The organism is Herpetosiphon llansteffanensis, assembly GCF_003205875.1.
GTDB classification, from domain to species: Bacteria; Chloroflexota; Chloroflexia; order Chloroflexales; family Herpetosiphonaceae; genus Herpetosiphon; species Herpetosiphon llansteffanensis.
Genome location: NZ_PUBZ01000033.1, coordinates 106705 through 126933 on the forward strand (window position 1 = coordinate 106705; position 20229 = coordinate 126933).

The 20229-nt window shown below is 50.7% G+C and carries 17 protein-coding genes; 11 read left to right on the forward strand and 6 right to left on the reverse strand.

All coding sequences use genetic code 11. The features are described 5' to 3' along the window. Nucleotides 1-267 precede the first annotated feature (267 nt). The 5 genes from C5S61_RS02310 to C5S61_RS02330 all read left to right on the forward strand — a co-directional run bounded on the left by C5S61_RS02310 (nt 268) and on the right by C5S61_RS02330 (nt 6082). Nucleotides 268-1551: a PH domain-containing protein gene (locus C5S61_RS02310; RefSeq protein ID WP_110513510.1), complete on the forward strand. Its 1284-nt coding sequence runs from the start codon at nt 268-270 to the stop codon at nt 1549-1551. Between the two features lie 45 nt (nt 1552-1596). After that, nucleotides 1597-3486, forward strand: a complete 1890-nt coding sequence (locus C5S61_RS02315; protein ID WP_110513511.1) for a DUF8726 domain-containing protein — start codon at nt 1597-1599, stop codon at nt 3484-3486. Then, nucleotides 3486-4445, forward strand: a complete 960-nt coding sequence (locus C5S61_RS02320) for an ABC transporter ATP-binding protein (protein WP_110513512.1) — start codon at nt 3486-3488, stop codon at nt 4443-4445. Before C5S61_RS02315 ends, C5S61_RS02320 begins: the two co-directional genes overlap by 1 nt. Beyond that, the gene (locus C5S61_RS02325) at nt 4442-5317 is read left to right on the forward strand and encodes an ABC transporter permease (RefSeq protein WP_110513513.1); all 876 of its coding nucleotides are present in this window, start codon (nt 4442-4444) and stop codon (nt 5315-5317) included. The genes C5S61_RS02320 and C5S61_RS02325 overlap by 4 nt, the downstream gene beginning before the upstream one ends. Before the next feature lie 375 nt (nt 5318-5692). Then, complete coding sequence (locus C5S61_RS02330) at nt 5693-6082, forward strand: response regulator (protein ID WP_276309096.1); 390 nt, start codon at nt 5693-5695, stop codon at nt 6080-6082. On the opposite strand, the gene C5S61_RS02335 is transcribed toward C5S61_RS02330, so the two are convergent. Further along, a complete protein-coding gene (locus tag C5S61_RS02335; RefSeq protein ID WP_110513515.1) occupies nt 6075-7670 on the reverse strand; it encodes an ATP-binding protein in 1596 nt (531 codons plus the stop codon). The genes C5S61_RS02330 and C5S61_RS02335 overlap by 8 nt on opposite strands. Here C5S61_RS02335 and C5S61_RS02340 point away from each other — a divergent pair. Beyond that, nucleotides 7669-7929, forward strand: coding sequence for a helix-turn-helix domain-containing protein (locus tag C5S61_RS02340; protein ID WP_110513516.1), 261 nt, complete (start codon nt 7669-7671; stop codon nt 7927-7929). The two genes, C5S61_RS02335 and C5S61_RS02340, sit on opposite strands and share 2 nt — an antisense overlap. A 498-nt stretch (nt 7930-8427) precedes the next feature. On the opposite strand, the gene trxA is transcribed toward C5S61_RS02340, so the two are convergent. Then, nucleotides 8428-8769, reverse strand: coding sequence for a thioredoxin (gene trxA / locus C5S61_RS02345; RefSeq protein WP_110513517.1), 342 nt, complete (start codon nt 8767-8769; stop codon nt 8428-8430). A 108-nt stretch (nt 8770-8877) separates the two neighbouring features. Between trxA and C5S61_RS02350 the strand changes: the two genes are divergently transcribed. Continuing rightward, the gene (locus C5S61_RS02350) at nt 8878-9273 is read left to right on the forward strand and encodes a MerR family transcriptional regulator (protein ID WP_110513518.1); all 396 of its coding nucleotides are present in this window, start codon (nt 8878-8880) and stop codon (nt 9271-9273) included. Nucleotides 9274-9340: 67 nt separating this feature from the next. Beyond that, on the forward strand, nt 9341-10105 hold the full coding sequence (locus tag C5S61_RS02355) for a sporulation protein (protein ID WP_164689174.1): 765 nt from the start codon (nt 9341-9343) through the stop codon (nt 10103-10105). A 64-nt stretch (nt 10106-10169) separates the two neighbouring features. On the opposite strand, the gene C5S61_RS02360 is transcribed toward C5S61_RS02355, so the two are convergent. After that, the gene (locus C5S61_RS02360; RefSeq protein WP_110513520.1) at nt 10170-10934 is read right to left on the reverse strand and encodes a hypothetical protein; all 765 of its coding nucleotides are present in this window, start codon (nt 10932-10934) and stop codon (nt 10170-10172) included. A 178-nt stretch (nt 10935-11112) separates the two neighbouring features. On the opposite strand from C5S61_RS02360, the gene C5S61_RS02365 reads away from it, so the two are divergent. Continuing rightward, nucleotides 11113-13263, forward strand: coding sequence for a DUF5107 domain-containing protein (locus C5S61_RS02365; protein ID WP_164689175.1), 2151 nt, complete (start codon nt 11113-11115; stop codon nt 13261-13263). Nucleotides 13264-13515: 252 nt separating this feature from the next. After that, entirely contained in the window at nt 13516-14808 is a 1293-nt protein-coding gene (locus C5S61_RS02370; RefSeq protein WP_110513522.1) for an aminotransferase class III-fold pyridoxal phosphate-dependent enzyme, read from the forward strand. 161 nt (nt 14809-14969) lie between these two features. Here the strand turns inward: C5S61_RS02370 and C5S61_RS02375 are convergent, their stop codons facing one another. From C5S61_RS02375 to C5S61_RS02385, 3 genes are all read right to left on the reverse strand, one after another. Further along, nucleotides 14970-15797, reverse strand: coding sequence for an SDR family NAD(P)-dependent oxidoreductase (locus C5S61_RS02375; RefSeq protein ID WP_110513523.1), 828 nt, complete (start codon nt 15795-15797; stop codon nt 14970-14972). A gap of 63 nt (nt 15798-15860) precedes the next feature. Then, complete coding sequence (locus tag C5S61_RS02380) at nt 15861-18299, reverse strand: tetratricopeptide repeat protein (protein WP_110513524.1); 2439 nt, start codon at nt 18297-18299, stop codon at nt 15861-15863. Nucleotides 18300-18790: 491 nt separating this feature from the next. After that, nucleotides 18791-19219, reverse strand: coding sequence for a zinc-ribbon domain containing protein (locus C5S61_RS02385; RefSeq protein WP_110513525.1), 429 nt, complete (start codon nt 19217-19219; stop codon nt 18791-18793). Between the two features lie 311 nt (nt 19220-19530). On the opposite strand from C5S61_RS02385, the gene C5S61_RS02390 reads away from it, so the two are divergent. Beyond that, nucleotides 19531-20142: a TetR/AcrR family transcriptional regulator gene (locus tag C5S61_RS02390; RefSeq protein ID WP_164689176.1), complete on the forward strand. Its 612-nt coding sequence runs from the start codon at nt 19531-19533 to the stop codon at nt 20140-20142. Nucleotides 20143-20229: the final 87 nt, after the last annotated feature.

A 20229-nucleotide genomic window follows, 5' to 3' on the forward strand; every position in this document is an offset into this window, starting at 1 on the left:
TGGAGTTGCATCCACGCCGTTTTTGTTTAAGCATTGTTACAATCGCCCAGCGCAGCAGCAGCAATTGGCGCTTGACGATTGGCTGATAAACAAAATACTATAGCACTAGGCTTGAGTCCAAACCCAGCTAGCCAAAACCTAGCTGCCATTCAACCAGCAGCACGATTCTTTGGCTGAGCAAACGATGGCTCACGTTGCGGTCGGATGACCACAAGCCAATGGCGGCACGAATGTCAGCCAACTCAGCTATGAATAGGATGGGATGCTATGCCAACCACCGTGCCTCAAATTAGCTTCAATATCAACTTGCAATCAGATGAACGCGTCAAGCTGATTGCTTATCGCCATTGGCTAGTTTTGGCGCGTAACCTCTCGATTTGGTTCACATTTTGGTTTTTTTGTACCATCATTTTCTTGTGGCGGGTTTCGATCGTTGGCATCGACACCTTGAATACGGTGCTCTTTGGCGCTGGCACGATCTTCTTCTTCGCCATGATTTATAGCTATTTCGATTGGCGCAACGATGCCCTCGTCGTGACCAACCAGCGCGTTATCTCCTACAACTCGCGCTTTTTGATTAGCGTGCAGCGCAACGAACTGTATGTGCGCGAAATCGAAGACGTAAAAACTGTTACCGAATCGGTATTTTCCCGCTATTTTGATTATGGCGAAATTGAGGTCCAAACTGCCAGCCGTTTGCGCAACATTGCCTTTCTTGGGATCGTCAATCCTACATTGGTTCGCGATACGATTCTCGAATTCGTTGAGCCAGTTAAGGAAGAAGAGCAAGTTGGGCGAGTTGAGCAAATCGTGCGAGCCAAGGTGCTCAAGCAAGGGGTTATGCCCAGCCTGCCACCATTAAGCGATTTTATTCCACCAGAACAAACTGGCCGTACACTTTTGGGCATTATTCCACCAAGCCCCGAAGTGCGCGGCAATTCGATTATCTGGCGCAAACATTGGCTGTTTTTATTCGTTGAAGCTGCCAACCCAATTTTGCTGTTTTTGATTTTGAATTTGTCGTGGTCGCTGTTAATCGGCAACGATTTTATTCGCTCTGGTGGTTCGTTGCTGATTCTGGCTGTACTCGACCTGTTTTGTATTGCATGGCTGATTTACGAAGTCATCGATTGGCGCAACGATGAATATATTGTTACGCCGATTAATATTATCGATATTGAGCGCAAGCCCTTGGGCCGCGAAACCAAACGCGAAACAACCTGGGACAAAATCCAGAATATTTCGCTCAATCAAGAAAATTTATGGGCACGGATTTTGAAGTACGGCGATGTCGAGCTGTTTACCGCTGGGCAAAACGAAAATTTTACCTTTCGCGGTGTCGCAGCACCAGATAGCGTGCTGGCGGTCATTTCCGATTATCGCGACCAATTTGAGCAACGTGCCCGCGACCGCGATTTTGATAGTACCTTGATGCTGTTGCAGCATTATCACAAGCTACAACGCGAGGAACTACAAGTCTTGTTTGATGATCATCGAACCCACATCGAATCCAAATTGCCGCCCCCTGAGCAATTGGAAACTGGAAACTAAGCTTAAATTGGTGGGAGTCAGAATCTGTTGTGCGAAGGAGTTTTCATGGCGCATTCAGCCCGTTGGCGTGGCTGGCTTTGGCTTGGCTTAGTCCTCGCCTATCTACTTTGGCCAAGCGCAAGTTATGCCCAAAATGCCACCCCCATTACGATTAGCATCGATCAAGTTGGCTTTGATGCTCAAGGCCATGTGCTCAATAATGGTTGGTATCCAGTTATCACAACCATCGAAAATACTGGGGCCGATATTCAAGCCCAAGTTGTGGTTGAAACTGGCTTTGGCCAAGCAGATGTGCGCCAAACTGTCGATTTACCTGGTGGCGCACGCAAACAAGTTCGCTTGTTGATGCGGGCTAATCTCAACCAAACCGTCGTAACCATCAAAGTCATCGATCAACGAGGCAATCAGCTTGCGCTCAATCGCAGCAATGTGCGGGTTCACGATAGCGCAGAGGTTTTGGTTGGGGTGTTTGGCGGGCCTGCCTCAAGTTTGGCGGGCGCAGCGATTCCGGGCCGACTTACCACGATTATGCCGCTTGATCCAGCCCAACTGCCAAGCAACGATGGCGAGCTGTTCAACTTTGGCGCAATTGTCTTGCAAGATGTGCAGCCAACTGTCGAGCAAGCGCAAGCCTTAGAACGCTGGGTTGCAACTGGTGGCACCTTAATCGTCAGCGGCGGCCCGAATGTCGCCGAATTGCCCAAAGAATTAGCCGCACTCTTGCCTAGCAGCAGCAGCAGCAGCAATACTTCAGCAGTGTTGACAAGCCTCAATAAACAGACAGTTCCTCAATTTGCCCAAGTCAATCTGAAGGTTAATCAACTTGCGCCAACTGCCGAGGCCACGATTATAGGCCTTGGCGCGAATAACGAAGCATTGTTGGTCAGTCGCAAGCTTGGCATGGGCCATGTGCTGCTAACCGCCTTCAACCCCAGCGATTTACCAGCAGAAGTAAACGATCGCCGCGTGTGGCCGGTGATTCTGCAACCGCAACTCTATCGCGATTGGAATGTGGCGCTCTCGCCATGGTCAATGCAAATAAGAGGCAGCGACCAAAATTTACCTTCAATTTTCACCTTCATGGGTATTTTATTTGGCTACATTTTGCTGATTGGGCCAATTAACTACTTCGTTTTGCGTCGCTTGGATCGGCGCGAATGGGCTTGGTTTACGATTCCCTTGATTGTGGTTGGCTTTGTTGGGATTATGTATTTGGCTGGTGGCGATTTGCGCACTGGCAATATCAACGTCACGACAATCAATGTTATCGATAGCCAGCTTGGCGCACAGCAAGGCCGCATCAGCGTCAATTATGGCTTCAATGCTGGGCGACGCGGCGAATGGAACGGCAGTATCGATTCGAGCTTAACTGCTGGCAACCAATCAACGCAAGCGTTCGGTGATGATGGCTCGGGAACAATCGAGCAAACCAGCGATGGCCGAACCCTCCTGCCAAACTGGCAAAGCAACATTGGCGATATGCAAACCCTCGCAGCAATTGGTTCAATCGAGGTTCCCTATAACTTTGAGATCAAGGTGGCCAAGCCAAATTCGTGGGAAGGCGCGACCATCACCAACCGCAGCGAGCGCACCGTTGAGGATGCAGTGGTTTTCGCTGGCGAAGATAGCATTGTGCTCCCAACGCTCGCTCCTGGCGAATCAGTCATCATCGATAACAAGCTAACTAATCGTATGACCGGCGGCAGCCCATCGCTCAATAACGATGAGCAACTGAGCCAAGCGCTACAATTGATCTGGAGCGCAGGCAACGAGCGCACCAATTACAATGGCTTGCCCAAAAATTCACTCTACACCAAGCCACATATTACCGTGCTCGATACTGCGGTTTTGCACGAAATTACTGTCGATGGCCTAGCTGCACCGCAAAAAAGTAGCAATCTCTATAATATCTATGTTGATTTGGAGCAACGCTGATGGAATTGATCGTTGAAACTCACAATTTAACCCAGCGTTTTGGCACGCATGTCGCGCTCAATCAGGTCAATCTGAGCATTCCCAAAGGCGCGGTCTATGGTTTTATCGGGCCAAACGGCGCTGGCAAAACCACGACAATGCGCATTTTGACCACCTTGCTCCAACCAACCGCTGGCGAAGCTTTGGTCAATGGCATTTCGGTGCGCCAAAACCCCGATGCTGTGCGCAAATTAATTGGCTTTATGCCCGATTATTTTGGGGTCTACGAAAGCATGCGGGTTTGGGAATATCTCGATTTCTTCGCTCACGTGTATGGCATCAAACAGCCCCGCCGCACCAGCCTGATTCAGGAACTCTTGCAATTGGTCGATTTGACCGAAAAACACGATAGCTATGTGATGAATCTGAGCCGTGGCATGAAACAACGCTTGAGTTTGGCTCGCACCATGGCTCACGACCCAAGCTTGTTGATCCTCGATGAACCGGCCAGCGGGCTTGATCCACGGGCACGCATCGAGCTGCGCGAATTGCTGCGCGAATTAAGCCGCATGGGCAAAACAATTATGGTAAGTTCGCATATTTTGTCGGAGCTAGCCGAAATGTGTAGCCATATTGGCATTATCGAGCGCGGCACGCTCTTGGCAAGTGGCCCAGTTAATGAAATTATGCAAGACTTACGGCCCCACAAGTTGATTGAAATTCAAGTTGTTGAGCGAGCGATGGCCGCATTGCAGCTGCTCAAACAATTGCCCACCATCAACGATGTCAACTTAATCAATGAGCTTGCAGACGATCAAGCAGGTGGTAAATTGGCCATCAACTTTAACGGCACCAGCGACGAGAGCAGCAGCATTTTGAGCAACCTGATTGGCCAAGGCTTTCGGGTCAATCACTTTGCCGAACGCCAATCCGACCTTGAAGAAGTCTTTTTGCATGTGACGCAAGGAGTGGTGGCATGAAGGCAATTTTGCAAAAGGAATTTCGCTCGTATCTGCGTGGCAATCGGGCCTTTACCATGCTCAGCATCTACTTATTCATTTTAAGTGGTTTGTGTGTGCTGATTTATGCTGGCTACAACGACAGCGGTTTTGCTGATCGCAGTGATATTGGCCTATCGCTGTATGTATCTTCAGCAGTAGTCGCCTTATTTCAGCTAACATTTTTTGCGCCGTCGTTGAATGCTTCGTCGTTGGGCAGCGAACGCGATCGCCAAACCATCGATGTGTTGATGGTCACGCCGGTGCGCCGCTACCAAATCGTTTTGGGCAAGCTGATTGCACCATGTTTATTTCTGTTTTTGCTCAGTCTCGCCACGTTGCCAATTGGCGCAATGGCCTTGCTGATTGGCGGGATTGAAATTCGTGATTTGCTGATTGCCTTGACGATTCAGGTTGTGACAGTGTTGGGCTATGGTACAGTCGGCATTTGGGGTGCATCGTGGGCCAAAACCAGCCGCGGCGCAATGCTAGCAACTTTAGGCTTAGCGCTCATTATGGCCATTGGTTTGCCATTACTGGCACTGTTGGTTTTGGCGGTGCTCTCAAATGATCAAGCGCTGTTTGATTCGATTATGAATAATGGCTTTATCCGCAATCTTGGCGTGGTAATCCTATCGTTTAGCCCGTTCTTCAGCCTTGTGATGTGGATTCAGAGCATTAGCGAGGGGAGCGCCACAACCTGGACGTTAGATCTCCAAGGTCAATTAGGTGGCGGCACGATTTTGCAACCTTGGGTTATCTCGGTGCTGATTTGGCTGGTGCTGATTCCATTGTTGATTTGGCGTAGCTCCAAGCAATTGCAAAAGTCGGTTGCCCGTTCAAGCGGCGGCTAAATAAGTTCCCTCACCCCCCAGCCCCCTCTCCCACGAAAACGTGGGCGAGGGGGAGCACCCGTTTTCACCAAAAATTATGCAAAAAACCACGGAATGAACGCCCCTCGCCCGCGCACGGGAGAGGGGTTGGGGGTGAGGGGATCTTAAAACCTACCCTTGGAAGCCAGCCCCCTCTCCCACGAAAACGTGGGCGAGGGGGAGCACCCGTTTTCACCAAAAATTATGCAAAAACCACCACAATAAATCCCTCGCCCAGCGGATGGGCAGGGGTTGGGGTGAGGGAACACTCAATCATATTGCCCAGCGCACAGCTTTCGCGGTACAATTCAGCCAACCACTGAATCCAAGGAGGCTTGTATCGCTACGCTTGTTGTCATCGAAGACCAACCAGATACGCTGTTAATTATCCGCAGCACCTTGCATCAACAAGGCCATCAACTGCATTTCTTCCCCAATGGCCGCATCGCCACCGCCCAAGCAGTGCAGGCCTTGCAACCAGCGCTCATTTTGCTCGATGTCCAGTTGCCAGATCAATCGGGCTTTGATTTAATTGGCTCGCTGCGTTCAATTGCTCCCTGCATTGCCTTGACAGGATTTAGTGATATGAGCATTGTTGAACGCGCCAAAGCACTGGGCTTTTTTGGCTTTTTGGGCAAGCCGATTCGTCCAGCCTATTTTCCCCAACAAATTGCCCGTTTGCTGGCTGGCGAAGCAGTCTGGGAGCAAACTTGGCTGAGCGAAATTCCAATGCCAATTTTCAGCTAAATAGCAACAGAATCGGCTGCAACTCGGCCCGCTGTTGCTCACTAATCATACTCATCGCCGAACGCAGCCACAATTTGCCTTCTGGGCTTTCATAGTGTAGCCAAAACTTCCACAAACCAGCGATAAGCTCAAGTAATTGATCTTGCGCATAAATCGAAGTCCACTGCAAACAGCCTCGAATCGTCGTATAGCTATCACGCAACAACGAGAGATCATTCATTGGCGTGAGCAATTCGCCATGATCTTTGGCGCGTTCAATGGTTTGTTCCCACTGTTGCAATAGCTGTTTGATTTCGCTGGCCCAATATTGGCTGAATTCGAGCATCAGCTGATGATAGACATCGCGTTCAAGCGCAACTTGGCGGGCATACAAGCGCGTAACCAACGGCATACTAAACCGCGTTTCACCACGGCTATCGACACTGCCTTCTAAGCACGAAGCATCGACCAAGCTGCTCGCAACCCGCCAATTGACTTTAAACGCTTTGGTGGCTTGGGCTAGGCTAAAATGATGTTCAAACAGCGCTAAGCGCAGGCATGCAGCCTGAACATCATCACTTAATAACGAAAAGCTATATTCGACCATTTGGCGCAAGGTGCGATGCGGCGCTGAGCTATTGGCCAACGATTCAATTTCGAGCATCTCCACATTGGTCATGGCCAAAATATCGCTGGCCGAGACTAATAATAATTGCGAGGCAGCAATTTCGATTGCCAAGGGATGGCCAGCCAAGCGTTGGACAATGTGCTCAGTTTGGCGACGCTCAACGTGGCGATTCAAATCGCGGGCGCGTTGCTCAAATAGCAGAATCCCTTCCTCAAGGCTCAAGGCTGGCACAGGAAAACGCCGCTCGCCGTTGATACTCAGGGCAATTTGGGTTGTGGTGATAATTGAAACATTGCCAAAATTCAACAGCGGTAATAACATTTCAGCAATTGACCGAATATGTTCGCAATTATCGATAATCAGCACTGTACGCCGATTGGATTGCTGAATATAGCTGGCGAGATCGATTTTGGGGTCGCCCAGCCAGCGATTGAGCAAGGCATGCCAGCTATCGTGCACCGTATATTCATTGCGCAAATCAACAAAGACCACTTCTTGGGCAAACCCAGCATTGGCAATATAGCTCGCCAAGGCAATTGCCAGCCGAGTTTTGCCAATGCCGCCAATGCCATGCAAGGTCACAAGCCGATAATCGCGGCAAAGCTCAAGCAACTCTTGCAGCACCGCTTGACGGCCAACCAGCGGAGTTAGTGGAATCGGCAGGCCGATGATTGTGGTCGGGCGCAGGCTCGGCAGATGATCTAATAAATGGCGTAATTGCTCGTAGAAGCGACCACGTTTGGCATAGTAGGTGCTATCGGCCATATTAAGGTTTGCAGCTTTTTGACTTTCTGTGGTATAACGATTGACCTGCTGTTCAAAGAAGGCAAGTGCATCAACATCGTGGCTCATGCCATCGCGCAAGGTTTGCACAACCACCTGACGACCACCATGATTATCGACCCATTGCTGCAACGATTGAGATAATATCTCGCCGCGGAGTAATTGGCGAAGCATTTTATTTGGCCAAGGATGTGGCATGGAACAGCCCTCTGGTCTAACCTACGACCCACCAGCCAGCCAACTGCTCTCCTTGCAGCAGGCGGCGGCCTATACCCGTGAATATTACCCAGCTCAGTCGCTAACCGAAGGCAGTTTGCGCGTTTACCTTAATAAAGGTAAAATCCGTGGCATCAAACTTGATCGCTATTGGTATACAACTGCTGCCGAGCTTGATCGCTATCTTTCTCAACCAGCATCAACCCCAAACGAACCACAACCACCAGTTACGGATTCGTAATTTCTCCAAGGTTCTCCAGCAAAACTCTAGATACAATCAAGAGCAAAGCCGCATTTGCAGCGCTTGATTGTATGCTATCGTAGCACTATCGACTGCTAACGCAATCCATAACTTAATAACCAACCGAACCAGTGCGAATTGGGCATTGCTGAGCATCATTATAGCCGACGATTGGTTTTCAACGAACAGCATGTGCTAGGCAAACAGCCAGATTCAAGCGTCGTCGCGCTCAATCGGTCACCCCTAGGAGGTCTCATGGTCGCCAGCCGTGTGCTCTGTAGCTGTAGAGGGCTACATTGCCACCCATTGCAAACCCACAGTAGCCGCCGTAACAATGTTACACCAGCTACCATCAGTCTATCATTAACGCTTGTGGGAGAGAAGAACAATGGAGTAGGTTGGAAGAATGCCAATAGTCCGCTTGTGGGAGCTTAGATACTGTACCGAGGAAGAATAAACCAGGCAGGCCGCCATGAGAAGCAGCCTGCCTGTTATAATTTAATGGCCAAGTAAGCGCTGCACTCGTTGCTCAAACGCCGCTTCACTCATTGCCCCAATCCAACGGTCAACCTCTTGACCATGCTGAAACACCACCATCGTTGGCAAGCCACGCACGCCCAAACGGCTCGCATATTGCACATCTTCATCAGTATTAATTTTGGCTACCACGATTTCGCCAGCATAACGCTGGGCTAGTTTGGCCAAAATCGGCGCAATCACGCGGCAATGCACACACCACGGAGCCCAAAAATCCACAATCACCGGCGCTGCCGATTGCAAAACCTGTGCCTCAAAGCTGGCATCAGTAATATGGACTGGCTGATCGATCACCGTTGTCATGAGTTTGTTCCTCTACTTGACAGCTATTGCATGATTACGCTAGCTCGTGAAGAGTGTACAAGTTCAAGTTAACTGGAAGTCAAGCAGCAATTTGCAGGGGTTCGGTATATGCAACAACTGAGCATCAGTATGGTCGCCAAACAGGCTGGCATCAAATCCTCAACAATTCGCTATTACGAAGAAATTAACTTATTGCCGCCTGCTGCACGCCAGAATGGTCGGCGCTATTATGATCAGCAGATTTTCGAGCGCCTCGCTTTTATTCGCACAACCCAACGGCTCGGATTTAGCTTGCATGAAATTCAATTGCTCTTTCAGCAGCAGCAGCAACCAGCGCCGCTCGCAGGCTTATGGCGAAAAATGGCTAAACAAAAGTTGGCCGATCTTAGCCAATTGCTCGAACAGGCCAGCCATGTGCAGCAGTTGTTGCAGCGCGGGCTGCGTTGCCGTTGCGCCACACTTGAAACCTGTGTGCATTGTGTGTTACAACATTGCCAAGATTAAGCGAAACCTTTTGATACTATGTCTACGTATAAGGCGATAATAACTCGATCAAGCTAGGAGGATGTGCATGTTCCGTAAATTGCTCGCCAGTGTTGGTATTGGCAATGCTCGTATCGAAACTCATCTCCACAACAATACAACTGCGCCTGGTGGCACAATTGCCGGTGAAGTGCATATTATCGGCGGCGATGTCGAACAAGATATTGAAGCGCTGTATCTGTTTTTGGTCACGCGCTATACCCGCGAATACGACGACAACAAAATGACCCAAGATCATACGATTGGCCAATATCCCTTGACGCAGCGCTTTGTGCTCCAACCAGGGGCGCAACAACGGATTCCATTTAGCATTAATTTGCCGCTCGATACGCCATTGACCATGGGCCATCAGCCTGTTTTTATTCGCACTGGCTTATCAATTAGCGGTGGGGTCGATGCCAGCGATGTTGATCAGCTGAATATTCAGCCGCATCCATCACAGTCAACGATTATTCAGGCCATTCAACAAATTGGCTTCCAACTCTACACCGTGCACAACGAATACAATTCGCGCTGGCGCGGCCCGTATCCATTTGTGCAAGAACTCGAGTTTAAGCCCTACGGCCACCAAAGTTTCCACATCGAAGAATTAGAAGTTGTGCTTGATCTGCAAGATTATGGGGTCGATGTTTATTTGGAAATCGACAAGCGCTTGCATGGCTTTGCCAAGTTGTTTGCCGATTTCGATCTCAATGAGCGTTATGCCAAGTTGACCTTTACCCACGCCGATATTCAGCGCCCAGATTTGGCGCATATCATCAGCCAAACGATTCAATCTCGAATGCGCCATTAATCACTGACGCTTCGTTATAAGCCAAATAATGGTCGCGCATCTTGTGATACGCGACCATTGGGTTTTAGCCCAAAACATAGTGGGCCAGCGCAGTATGCAGCAGATTGCGCACCATCTGGCCAAAATGGCGATTCAGATCGACAGGCAACAAGGCTAATTCTTTGGTTAATGGCTGTGGTTGCCAACCTTGGGTCACCAGCATCAACGCGGCTTTTTGAAATTCGGCCAAGACTGCTTTGGCCAAATCGCCGCCAAGACACCAAACCTCAAATTTTTGCAAGCCCTCAGCGGTTTGGCGGTCGTGTAAATCAACCAACGAATACATATCGATATTCGTCCAGAGCGCGCCAGCCTTGGCTTGCTCCAACAAATGCCCGCCGTGAAACACAATTAAATCGCGAAAGCCCTCGCCACCAGCAACACAAAAAACTGCATCAAGCGCCGCTAATTGCTCGGGATAGCGTTTGGCAAAATGCTCAAGCGCCAGTTCAATGCTGCGTAAATAGGCTGGCAAAATGTAGGGCTTGCTGGCTTGAGCATATTCAACAATCCGATGCGCCAAATTTGCCAGCAGCACATCGCGCAGCGCAGCTAAGGCAGCCATAATTGCTGGCAATTGATTGGCCTCAAACGACGATTCAACCCCAATTGAGCTAATACCTGGATAAATGGTTGCCAGATGCTCGCCATATTTTTTGGCATAAACTGCATGCATGCCGTGGCGTGGGCAGCCACCGCGTTCAACGCCAGGCCCACGAAAATGGGCGCGGATTGGCGCAAAAAGGCCATAGCCAGCTTGCAGTTGTTCAGCAATTTGTAAATCGTTCATTGTGGCAACCCCTTTCGACCATACACACACTGCCAATACTATAGAGCATATTCGGCCAAGCTTTGGCACGCAGGCCAGATTTTCAGGTTTCTCAGGCCAACTTCAGCGTGATGCTATGGTTTTTGCTAGCCTCCAGCGCTATACTCGCAGGAGATATTTGGTTTTGGAGGAACGGATGATGCGACGAACAAGTTTGGTTTTTTGCCTCTTAATTGTCAGTCTTAGTTTGGTGCAGCAACGCCCAAGTTATGCGGCGTTTGCTGATGGCTTTGCCGATTCGGCTTTTCGCCAACGCTGGCAACGTGCCGATCAAGCGGTTGCCGATGGCCAAACGACGCGCTCGTGGGTTTGGGGCCAGCAAATTGGGCCACGCAGCTTTGAGCGCTATCAGGAATCGCCGCAACATAATCGGCTGACCCAATATTTTGATAAAGCGCGCATGGAAATTAGCCAACCAGCTGCCGACCGTAATAGCGAGTGGTTTGCAACCAACGGTTTGTTGGTGGTTGAGATGATCAGTGGCCAGATGCAAACTGGCGATCAGCGCTTCGAGCCACGCACCGCAGCCAATGTGCCAATTGCTGGCGACCCTGATAGCACCAGCCCAACCTACGCCAGCCTTGGGCCAATCGCCACCACCAATGGCTATAATCGCAGCGAAAATCGCCAAGGTCAACGCATTAGCAGTGTCTTGGCAGCCAATGGTCAAATTAGCGATGAGCCAAATCTGGCAATACCCAATACGACAATTGTGCATTATGAAGCCGTTACTGGCCACAATGTGCCCAAAGTATTTGTTGATTTTCAACAATCGCTGGGCGATGTAAACAATGTGTTGGGCACGTTTGGCTACCCAATCACCGAAGCCTATTGGATCGATACGCTGATCGCTGGCCAAGCGCAACGAGTGCTATTCCAAGCCTTCGAGCGCCGCGTGCTGACCTACAATCCCAAGAATCCAGCCAATTGGCAAGTTGAAATGGGTAATGTGGGCAGCCATTATTATCGCTGGCGCTATGCCACGCCAATGCATTATTTTCAGGCGAGCGAGAGCAAAGCCACTGTTTCCGAGGCTGGAACGATCGCGCTGAACACCGAAGGCTATCAGGGCGCACTCGTTGATAGCCAACCGAACGATCCGATTTTTCCGTACAAACGAATTGATCGCAGCAAAATCACCGGCTATCAAGCAAAAAATTATCGCTTGCTCAAGCTTGAGAATCGTTATGTCACGCTAACAATGCTGCCTGAACTTGGTGGCCGCGTCTATCAATTGACCAACAAGGCTACTGGCCAAAACTTGCTCTACCAAAATCCGGTGATCAAAGCCAGCCATTTGGGCCAGCGCGGTTGGTGGCTCGCGGCGGGCGGCATCGAATGGGCAGCCCCAACCGAGGAACACGGCTACCTAGAATCTGAGCCATGGGATTATCGATTGGAGCAAACCAACGATGCAGCGCGGGTGATTGTTTCAACCACCGAACGCCACACCGGAGTTCAAATTGAAATCACCGTTGAGCTAACCAACGATAGCCAAATCGTCAATATGCGTGGCGTTTATCGCAACCCAACCGCCAACCCACAGCCATTCCAATTTTGGATGAATGCGATGATTGCGCCTGGTGGAATCAACCATTTGCAACCGAGCTTACATTTTGTCGTGCCAACCAAGCAGATGATTGTGCATGCCACCCAAGATACGGCCTTGCCAGCACCGCAACAAACAATTAGCTGGCCCAATTTCAACAATCGCGACCTCAGTCGTTATGCAACATGGAATGGCTATATTGGCCTCTTTGCCGCCGACAACTTGAGCGGAAGCTGGGCTGGCGTGTATGATCCAGCACTCAACCAAGGTCTCATGCTGGTTGATCTTGACCCAAATTTGCCTGGCATCAAAACCTTTGCCTTTGATGACCAATTTGATCGTAGCCTCTACACCACCGATGGCAGCGATTACGCCGAACTTTGGCATGGCGCACAATGCACATTCTGGGATTATCCCGCCTTGCCAGCAGGTGAAAGCCGATCATTCGAGGCCCATTGGCTGCCGTTGCACGATCTTGGCGATCTGAGTGCTGGCAATCGCTTTGGGGCAGTAGGCATGGCTCGCAGCAGCACTGGCCATTTGGTCGTCGCAATTCAACCAAGCCAAGCCTTCGCCGCCACTCCAGTCACGATCAGTAGCGAAGGCAAATTGCTGTGGCAAGGCACGCTTGATCTCAAGCCCCAACAGCCGCTGCGGATCGAATTAGAGAACCTTCCTTATGCCAATCGCCCAATCTCGGTCGAGTGGGCAGGCCAAACCCAAGAACTCATCACTCCATAGCTGTAACTGCGAAGTACGCGAACTATAAGAAAGATGGAAATAAGGCTATAGACTATAGGCTTTTGGCTATTGAGGCTTCCAACGATTGTCCGATAGCCAAAAGCCTAGCGCCCTCATAATTAAGCTATTTTTGACAAACCAGCGCCCCTTCCGTATACTAGCGCTCAAATAAAATCTATTTAATCCGACTAAATTGATTTTATTCTACATAATCATCAAATAAGCCCAAAATATATGGAAGGATCGAGCAGCATGAGCGCAGCACAACTGCCAAAGGTCAGCGGCGAAGCCCTCAATCTCAGCAAATCGATGGAATTATTGGCCCAAGCAGAAGCAATTGTTCCCGGTACAACCCAATCGTTGATGAAACGGCCCGAACAATTTGCCTATGGTTCGTTTCCAGTCTTTATTGATCATGGCGATGGCGCGGTCGTGACCGACGTTGATGGCAACCAATATATCGACTACATCTGTGGTTTGGGCGCAACCACCTTGGGCCACAACCATCCAGCAGTCGTCGATACGATTCGCAAGAATTTGGATAAAGGGCTGATTCATTCGCTGCCCACCGAAGTTGAGGTTCGCGCAACCCAAGCCTTGCTCGATATTATTCCCAACGCCGAAATGGCACGTTTCTTCAAAACTGGCGCTGATGCAACCTCAGCTGCCGTACGCTTAGCTCGTCACGTCACCAAGCGCGAACGGATTATCACGGTTGGCTACAATGGCTGGCACGATCATTTTATGTATTACACGCCAGGCGTGCCCGCAGGCCTGAGCCAATACACCGAACAAGTATCGTTGATGGCTCCCCACGAAAAGCCCAACCTGATTGCCGCCATCAACAAACATGGCGATCAATTGGCTGCCGTCTTGCTTTCAATGCCCTACAAACACTGCTTAGATGCTGAGTATTTGAACGAAGTGAAGGCCGCTTGTCATGCAGTTGGCGCATTATTTGTGCTCGACGAAGTGGTGACGGGCTTCCGCTTGGCACTTGGTGGCGCACAAGAATTCTACGGCGTTGATGCAGATTTCGTCTGCCTTTCGAAGGGCATTGCCGCAGGTATGCCACTTTCGGCTATCGCTGGCCCCAAAAAGTATCTCGAACGCTTATCAGATTTGCAAGTTTCAACCACCTTTGGCGGCGAAATGCTCTCGTTGGAAGTGTGTTACGAAGTGATCAATGTCTATCGCAACACCAATTACTTTGAGCATGTTGCCAACCTTGGCAAGCATTTGCGCGACGGCGTGAATGCCAAAGCAGAAGCGCTTGGTGTGGCGTTGCGGGTTTGCGGCTACGATGCAATTCCTTTCTTCTCGTTTGCCCCTGATATGCCAACCCATGCCCGTTTGATGGAAGCGCTGTTGGGTGCAATTGCCAAACATGGCGTGATTTTGCGCCGCGATGTCAACTTCTTGACCAGCGCTCACACGATCGAGCACATTGACTTTACGGTCGAAGCGGTTGCCAAAGGCTTGCAAGAACTGCTTGATCGCGGCATCATCGAATCGACCAACGGCAAAGAACAAGCAGCTGGCTAGTTGGTTGATCCACGAAGAGCACGAAGCGCACGAAGCTGAGGAGATGAGAACTCATCAAAACAATCCTCAAAACAACTATTTGGGGGTGCAGGGGGCTGAAAACCCCCTGCGTTTCCCTCCAGCGGAGGGACGGAAGGGAGGAGAAACCAGATGCTGCTTGGTTAAATTCCCATGCCGCCAGTGACTTCTAGAATTTCGCCATTGACATAGTTGGCCAAGTTTGAAGCCAAAAAGACCATTGGCCCAGCAGCTTCCTCAGGCGTACCAGCCCGCCCCATCGGGTGAAACATGGTAATTCCGGCCATCAGATTTTCGGGCACACCAAGCTTAATTTCCTGCTCGCCGCGTTGAATCGTTTCGCCTTGTTCCTTGGCTGCGGTCAAACGGGTTTCGATAAAGCCATAGCACACTGCATTGGTTTGCACATTGAAACGGCCCCATTCTTTGGCCAAGGTTTTGGTTAAGCCAACCACGCCAGATTTGGCAGCAGCATAATTGACTTGACCAGCATTGCCATACACACCAGAAACCGACGAAACATTGATAATTTTGCGTGGTTTGGCAGCGCCATTAGCCTTCATTTCGGCTTTGGCTGTATCGCGCAAATAGGGAGCCGCCGCCCGAATCAGGCGAAATGGCGCTGATAAATGCACATCGAGCATGGCTTGCCATTGCGCATCATCCATCGTATGCAGCACCCCATCCCACGTGTAGCCAGCATTGTTGACCAAAATATCGAGGCCACCAAAGTGCTCTAACGTAGCGGCAATCGCTTGTGGCGCAAATTCAGCACTGGTCACATCGCCTGCAAATGCCAAGGCTTTGCCACCAGCAGCGGTCAATTCTGCTGCTAGTTGATCAACTGGCGCTGCATCCAAATCACAAAGCACCACATGCGCCCCATGCTGGCTGAACAAACGGGCTGCTGCGGCCCCAATGCCACGCCCAGCTCCCGTAATCAATGCCACTTTTTCGGCCAATAACGCCATTGTCTACCTCCAAAAACAGCTAGTATGCGGCGATGATACTAAACCTTGGGATAAAATGCCATTCTACTTCCACGGTTTGGATTGAGCGGCATCGGCACGTTTGCCAAGCTGTTTGGCGGCTATTTGGTCGGCTGCTGCCTGCTGAGCCTGAAGGGTGCGAGCATGATTGGTACGAATTCGTTGGGTCGTCTCATCATCAGCACCTAAGATTTTTTCACTAATGACGAATGCCTGTTCATGCAACGCTAAGGCTTCGCTATATTGGCCACGCCTATCAAGTACCACGCCGATATTCGCCATAATTGTAATAGTCTCTGGATGCTCTGGCCCAAACACTAATTCGCGAATCGCCAATGCTCGTTCGTACAAGGCTTGCGCTTCTGGATAATGCTTTTGCTCAAGCAACAAGTCTGCTAGTGCATTCAGATTTGTGGCGGTATCGGGATGCTCGGGTCCTAAGGCTGTTTCGCGAATCGTCAATGCCTGTTGGTACAGCTGCTGAGCTTGTGAATACCTGCCTTGACGCTCTAACACTCGCGCCAAGCCGTTTATACTTGTCGCCGTGTCTGGATGGTCTAAGCCGAAGGCTCGCTTATAAACGCTCAATGCTCGTTCGTGCAAAGCTTGGGCTTCTGCGTAACGGCCTTCACGCTCTAAGGCTACGGCCAGATTGTTGACACTGATTGCAGTATCTGGATGCGCTGGCCCTAACGCTGCTTCCCAAACCGCTAGAGCCTGTTCATACATTGCCAACGCCTCAGCATTCTGCCCTTGTTTGCCTAACGCCGAGGCTAAATTGTTCATGCAACGCGCAGTATCGGGATGGTCTGGGCCTAAGGCTACCTTCCAAATTGCCAAAACTTGTTCGTATAATGATTGAGCTTCTGCATAGCGCATTTGCTCTAAACGAATGCCCGCCAGATTATTCATCATTCTGGTGGTATTGACATGCTCCGGCCCCAATACCGCCTGCATCATTGCCAATCCACGTTCATACCAGAGTTCAGCCTCGCCATACCGCCCCCGCATATGCTCCCAATAACCAAGACTATTGCACAAGCGCGCTGTCCGTTCAGTGTCACGTTCCAGTGCACGTAGCGTCACATGACGCAAATGAGGTTCAAGCGGCAGCATATAATTTGGCACCCTGGTCGCGCTAATTCGCACCGCATGCTCATTAATTCGAGCCTCAACGAGATCACGCGTGTGCTCTAAGCCACGGTGCAATTGAACAACTTGCGCCAGCAAACGATGCACAACCAGCATATCGCCACCATCAATCAAGCCACGTTGCTCTAACACGTTCAGCGCTGCGCTGGCAAGCTCATCATCAATCTCATTCGGCACAAAATCTAAAACCAGCGCACGCGGAATAGGCACACCTGGTGCACACCACGCAGCGCCATCCAACATATCCAAGGCGAGGATCTCTAGCGGATTAGCCGGATCAAACTGGTTCAAACTTAGCATAAACGTCGCTTCAACATCCTGTTCATGGCGCGTTGGCGAGGGCAGCCCAGCATGGCTTTTGAGCGAACGATGCGTAACCGCAAAATCCTGCCGATATTGCTTCACGCTCAGTTGTTGCTTGGTGGCGAGATAGCTGCCTGCGAGATGTAAGGCCAACGGCAAATGACCAAGCTCGACGGCAAGGCTCTCGGCTTCAGCGCTAGTCAATCGAGGGCAAAGCTGTTGCAGCAAGGAGCGACTTTCTGCAGGAGCCAAAACGCCAAGTCGCAGCGTCGTTAGCTTTGGCCATTGATCGGAGCGGGCTGTAACCACCACGCGACAACCACCGATCTTGGGCAGCCAATGCTCAAGCAGTGCTGGATCTTCGCAATTATCAAAAACTAGTAAGCGCGGCATTGGTGATTGCCATGCAGCAAAAACCTGTTGCACCTGCGCATCAAGCACCAATCCCGTCAAATCAAGCGCAAGAGCTTCGCCACAGGCAACAATTTGGCTGACAATTTGCTCAGGCTCAGCGCAGTTAATCCAAAATACGCCGCCATGAAAATAGCGCCCGTAGCGATAGGCAAACTCAGTAACAAGGCTCGTTTTGCCGAAGCCACCAAGGCCGATGGCCACAGCAGGCAGCACCACCGTAGGCTGCGCATTGCCAATCGCCGCCGCCAAAGCCCGCAATTCATCCTCGCGCCCAACAAAAGTTGGATTAACCGCAAACGGCAGCCATGCAGTCAAGGCCTGATCCACTCGCGGCACCGTTTCCAGCGGAATCGAGGCAACAGCAGCCAACGCCGCCGCCAGTGGATCAATCGCTTGCGGCAGATCGATCGTGATGGTTTGGCCTGCATATGCTATCGTCGCCTGTTGCTGAGCATCCGTTTGCTCAATCAGCAGCGCCAGCGAATGGCCTTCAATATGGGCAGGGGTTCCGGCCAACAGCGCAGCAAATGCCACTGCTAATCCTTGGCGATCCGCCTCAGGCCGCACAGCAAGCACAGCATCAACCAGCAATCCAATCAACTTTGGCAGTTCCATCGGGAATCCTCACAGCACAATCACGGGGGGCATTGGCATATAAAGACCCTATTTGGGCTTATTTCTGGCAGAGTCAGCTCCACTATGGTGATTCTGGCTTTCGCATGCAACATCGTTAATCATTCGACAGCAAGAAGCGAAACTGATCGCGCTGAAATAATACTTCGACAGTTAACCCTCTTATAAGGGTAGGTTTTTAGCGATTGGGAGGTTGTGGAGCATTCCCTCACCCCCGAACCCCCTCTCCCACTGCACGCGGGCGAGGGGGAGCCGACCGTTTTCACCATGGAGTGCGGCAGAACCATGGAGTTAAAGCCCCTCGCCCGCGTCACGGGCGAGGGGTTGGGGTGAGGGGATCTTAAAACCTACCCTTGAAAGCAGTTAACCCTGAGGTCGGCCCTCAGCAGAACTGAAACAGCCGCTAAAAAAACAATTCAGCCGCCCCAATTGGCGACTGAACGACTGCCCCACCAACCTAAAACGATACTAGCCTACCAACGCGAAGAAGTTCGTTGTTTTTGAAAACAATCGCGGCAATACACCGGACGGCCCTGCGTTGGCTTGAATGGCACAGTCGTGGTGCGACCACATTCAGCACAAACGGTATCGTACATTTCACGGGGAGCTTGGCCAGCAGCATCGCGTCGATTGCCACCACCAAAGCCAGCGCGCCCACCACCAAAACTATCGCGCCCGCCATATTCGCGGCTGCGCTCCCGACCACCAAAACCACTATCTCGATCATAGCCAGAGCGCCCACTTGGCTCGCTGCGTTGTTGCTTTTTACTTTGACGACATTGTGTGCAGCGCCGTGGTTCGTTGGTAAAGCCTTTTTGTGCGTAAAACTCTTGTTCACCAGCAGTAAAAACGAAGTCATTCCCGCAATCGACACAGACGAGGGTTTTGTCGGTGAAACTCATAGGATTCCTTCCAAAAGGTAAGACCGATTTTCGGGGTGAAGGGGTTTGGGCCAACGCAAAACTCAAGCGTGAAAGCCGATTGCGAGTGGGGCAGCAAAGCTCCATTTGAGGTCGCGACCAAAACATTCACTTGCGGCCAAGTATATCACAGCCAAAACGCATGGCAAGCCTCTTTTTTAGGCATGTTTAAGCCTTTAGAATGGGCTAAAAAGCCTATGCAACGGTTCAATTGTCTGGTTCTGGAGGCAGCGATTTTTGCTATAATCAAGCAACACTCGCCAAATTGTTCAAGCCGACAAAGGAGCTATCCATTGGCACGTACCGCCGACCCTCATCGCCGCCAAGCTATTCTCAGTGCCGCCCGTGAAGTGTTTATGCAGCAGGGCTATACCAAAGCCCGTATGCTCGATATTGCTGCCCGCGCTGAAATGGCCACCGGAACGCTCTATCTGTATTTTGATTCCAAGCAAACCTTGGCGATGGCACTGGCCGATTCAGTTTTAGAGGGCTTGACTGAGGTTATTTTGCCCATTTTGGCGCTCGAATCAACCCCAACCATGATTCGCGAATGTGTACAAACCGCAATTCGCTATTCACTGCAACACACCGATTTATTTCGCTTGCTGGGGCTAGAAGCTGGCTTGAACCTTGAGGCTGAGCAACAACAACCAGCCCGTTTACGCTTGCATGCAATTTTGGCCGAAGCGCTGGCGCAACGCATGCAGCAAGGCAGCATCTACAGCTACCAACCACTGGCCTTAGCCGAAATTCTGGCCGGATTAATTGAGTGGGTCGTGACGATGGCTATGTTGCGCGGCGAAAGTGATGTCAGCCACTACGAGCCAACCTTATTGCAATTTATCGAGCAAGCCTTGTTGCCACAAAACCAACCTCAGCAAGCTACGACAACGCCTGAAGTTTAGCCCATCAAGCAGCGCGAAAGTGCTACTGCACAAAAGTACGCAGGTATGCTATCATAAGGGCCAACCACACCTCAGCCATTAGGTATA

Bases quoted from the DNA above. Each gene is read 5' to 3' on its own strand.
- C5S61_RS02310 (WP_110513510.1), top strand. From the start codon at position 268: ATGCCAACCACCGTGCCTCAAATTAGCTTCAATATCAACTTGCAATCA.
- C5S61_RS02315 (WP_110513511.1), top strand. From the start codon at position 1,597: ATGGCGCATTCAGCCCGTTGGCGTGGCTGGCTTTGGCTTGGCTTAGTC.
- C5S61_RS02320 (WP_110513512.1), top strand. From the start codon at position 3,486: ATGGAATTGATCGTTGAAACTCACAATTTAACCCAGCGTTTTGGCACG.
- C5S61_RS02325 (WP_110513513.1), top strand. From the start codon at position 4,442: ATGAAGGCAATTTTGCAAAAGGAATTTCGCTCGTATCTGCGTGGCAAT.
- C5S61_RS02340 (WP_110513516.1), top strand. From the start codon at position 7,669: ATGGAACAGCCCTCTGGTCTAACCTACGACCCACCAGCCAGCCAACTG.
- C5S61_RS02335 (WP_110513515.1), bottom strand. From the start codon at position 7,670: ATGCCACATCCTTGGCCAAATAAAATGCTTCGCCAATTACTCCGCGGC.
- trxA (WP_110513517.1), bottom strand. From the start codon at position 8,769: ATGACAACGGTGATCGATCAGCCAGTCCATATTACTGATGCCAGCTTT.
- C5S61_RS02350 (WP_110513518.1), top strand. From the start codon at position 8,878: ATGCAACAACTGAGCATCAGTATGGTCGCCAAACAGGCTGGCATCAAA.
- C5S61_RS02355 (WP_164689174.1), top strand. From the start codon at position 9,341: ATGTTCCGTAAATTGCTCGCCAGTGTTGGTATTGGCAATGCTCGTATC.
- C5S61_RS02360 (WP_110513520.1), bottom strand. From the start codon at position 10,934: ATGAACGATTTACAAATTGCTGAACAACTGCAAGCTGGCTATGGCCTT.
- C5S61_RS02365 (WP_164689175.1), top strand. From the start codon at position 11,113: ATGCGACGAACAAGTTTGGTTTTTTGCCTCTTAATTGTCAGTCTTAGT.
- C5S61_RS02370 (WP_110513522.1), top strand. From the start codon at position 13,516: ATGAGCGCAGCACAACTGCCAAAGGTCAGCGGCGAAGCCCTCAATCTC.
- C5S61_RS02375 (WP_110513523.1), bottom strand. From the start codon at position 15,797: ATGGCGTTATTGGCCGAAAAAGTGGCATTGATTACGGGAGCTGGGCGT.
- C5S61_RS02380 (WP_110513524.1), bottom strand. From the start codon at position 18,299: ATGGAACTGCCAAAGTTGATTGGATTGCTGGTTGATGCTGTGCTTGCT.
- C5S61_RS02385 (WP_110513525.1), bottom strand. From the start codon at position 19,219: ATGAGTTTCACCGACAAAACCCTCGTCTGTGTCGATTGCGGGAATGAC.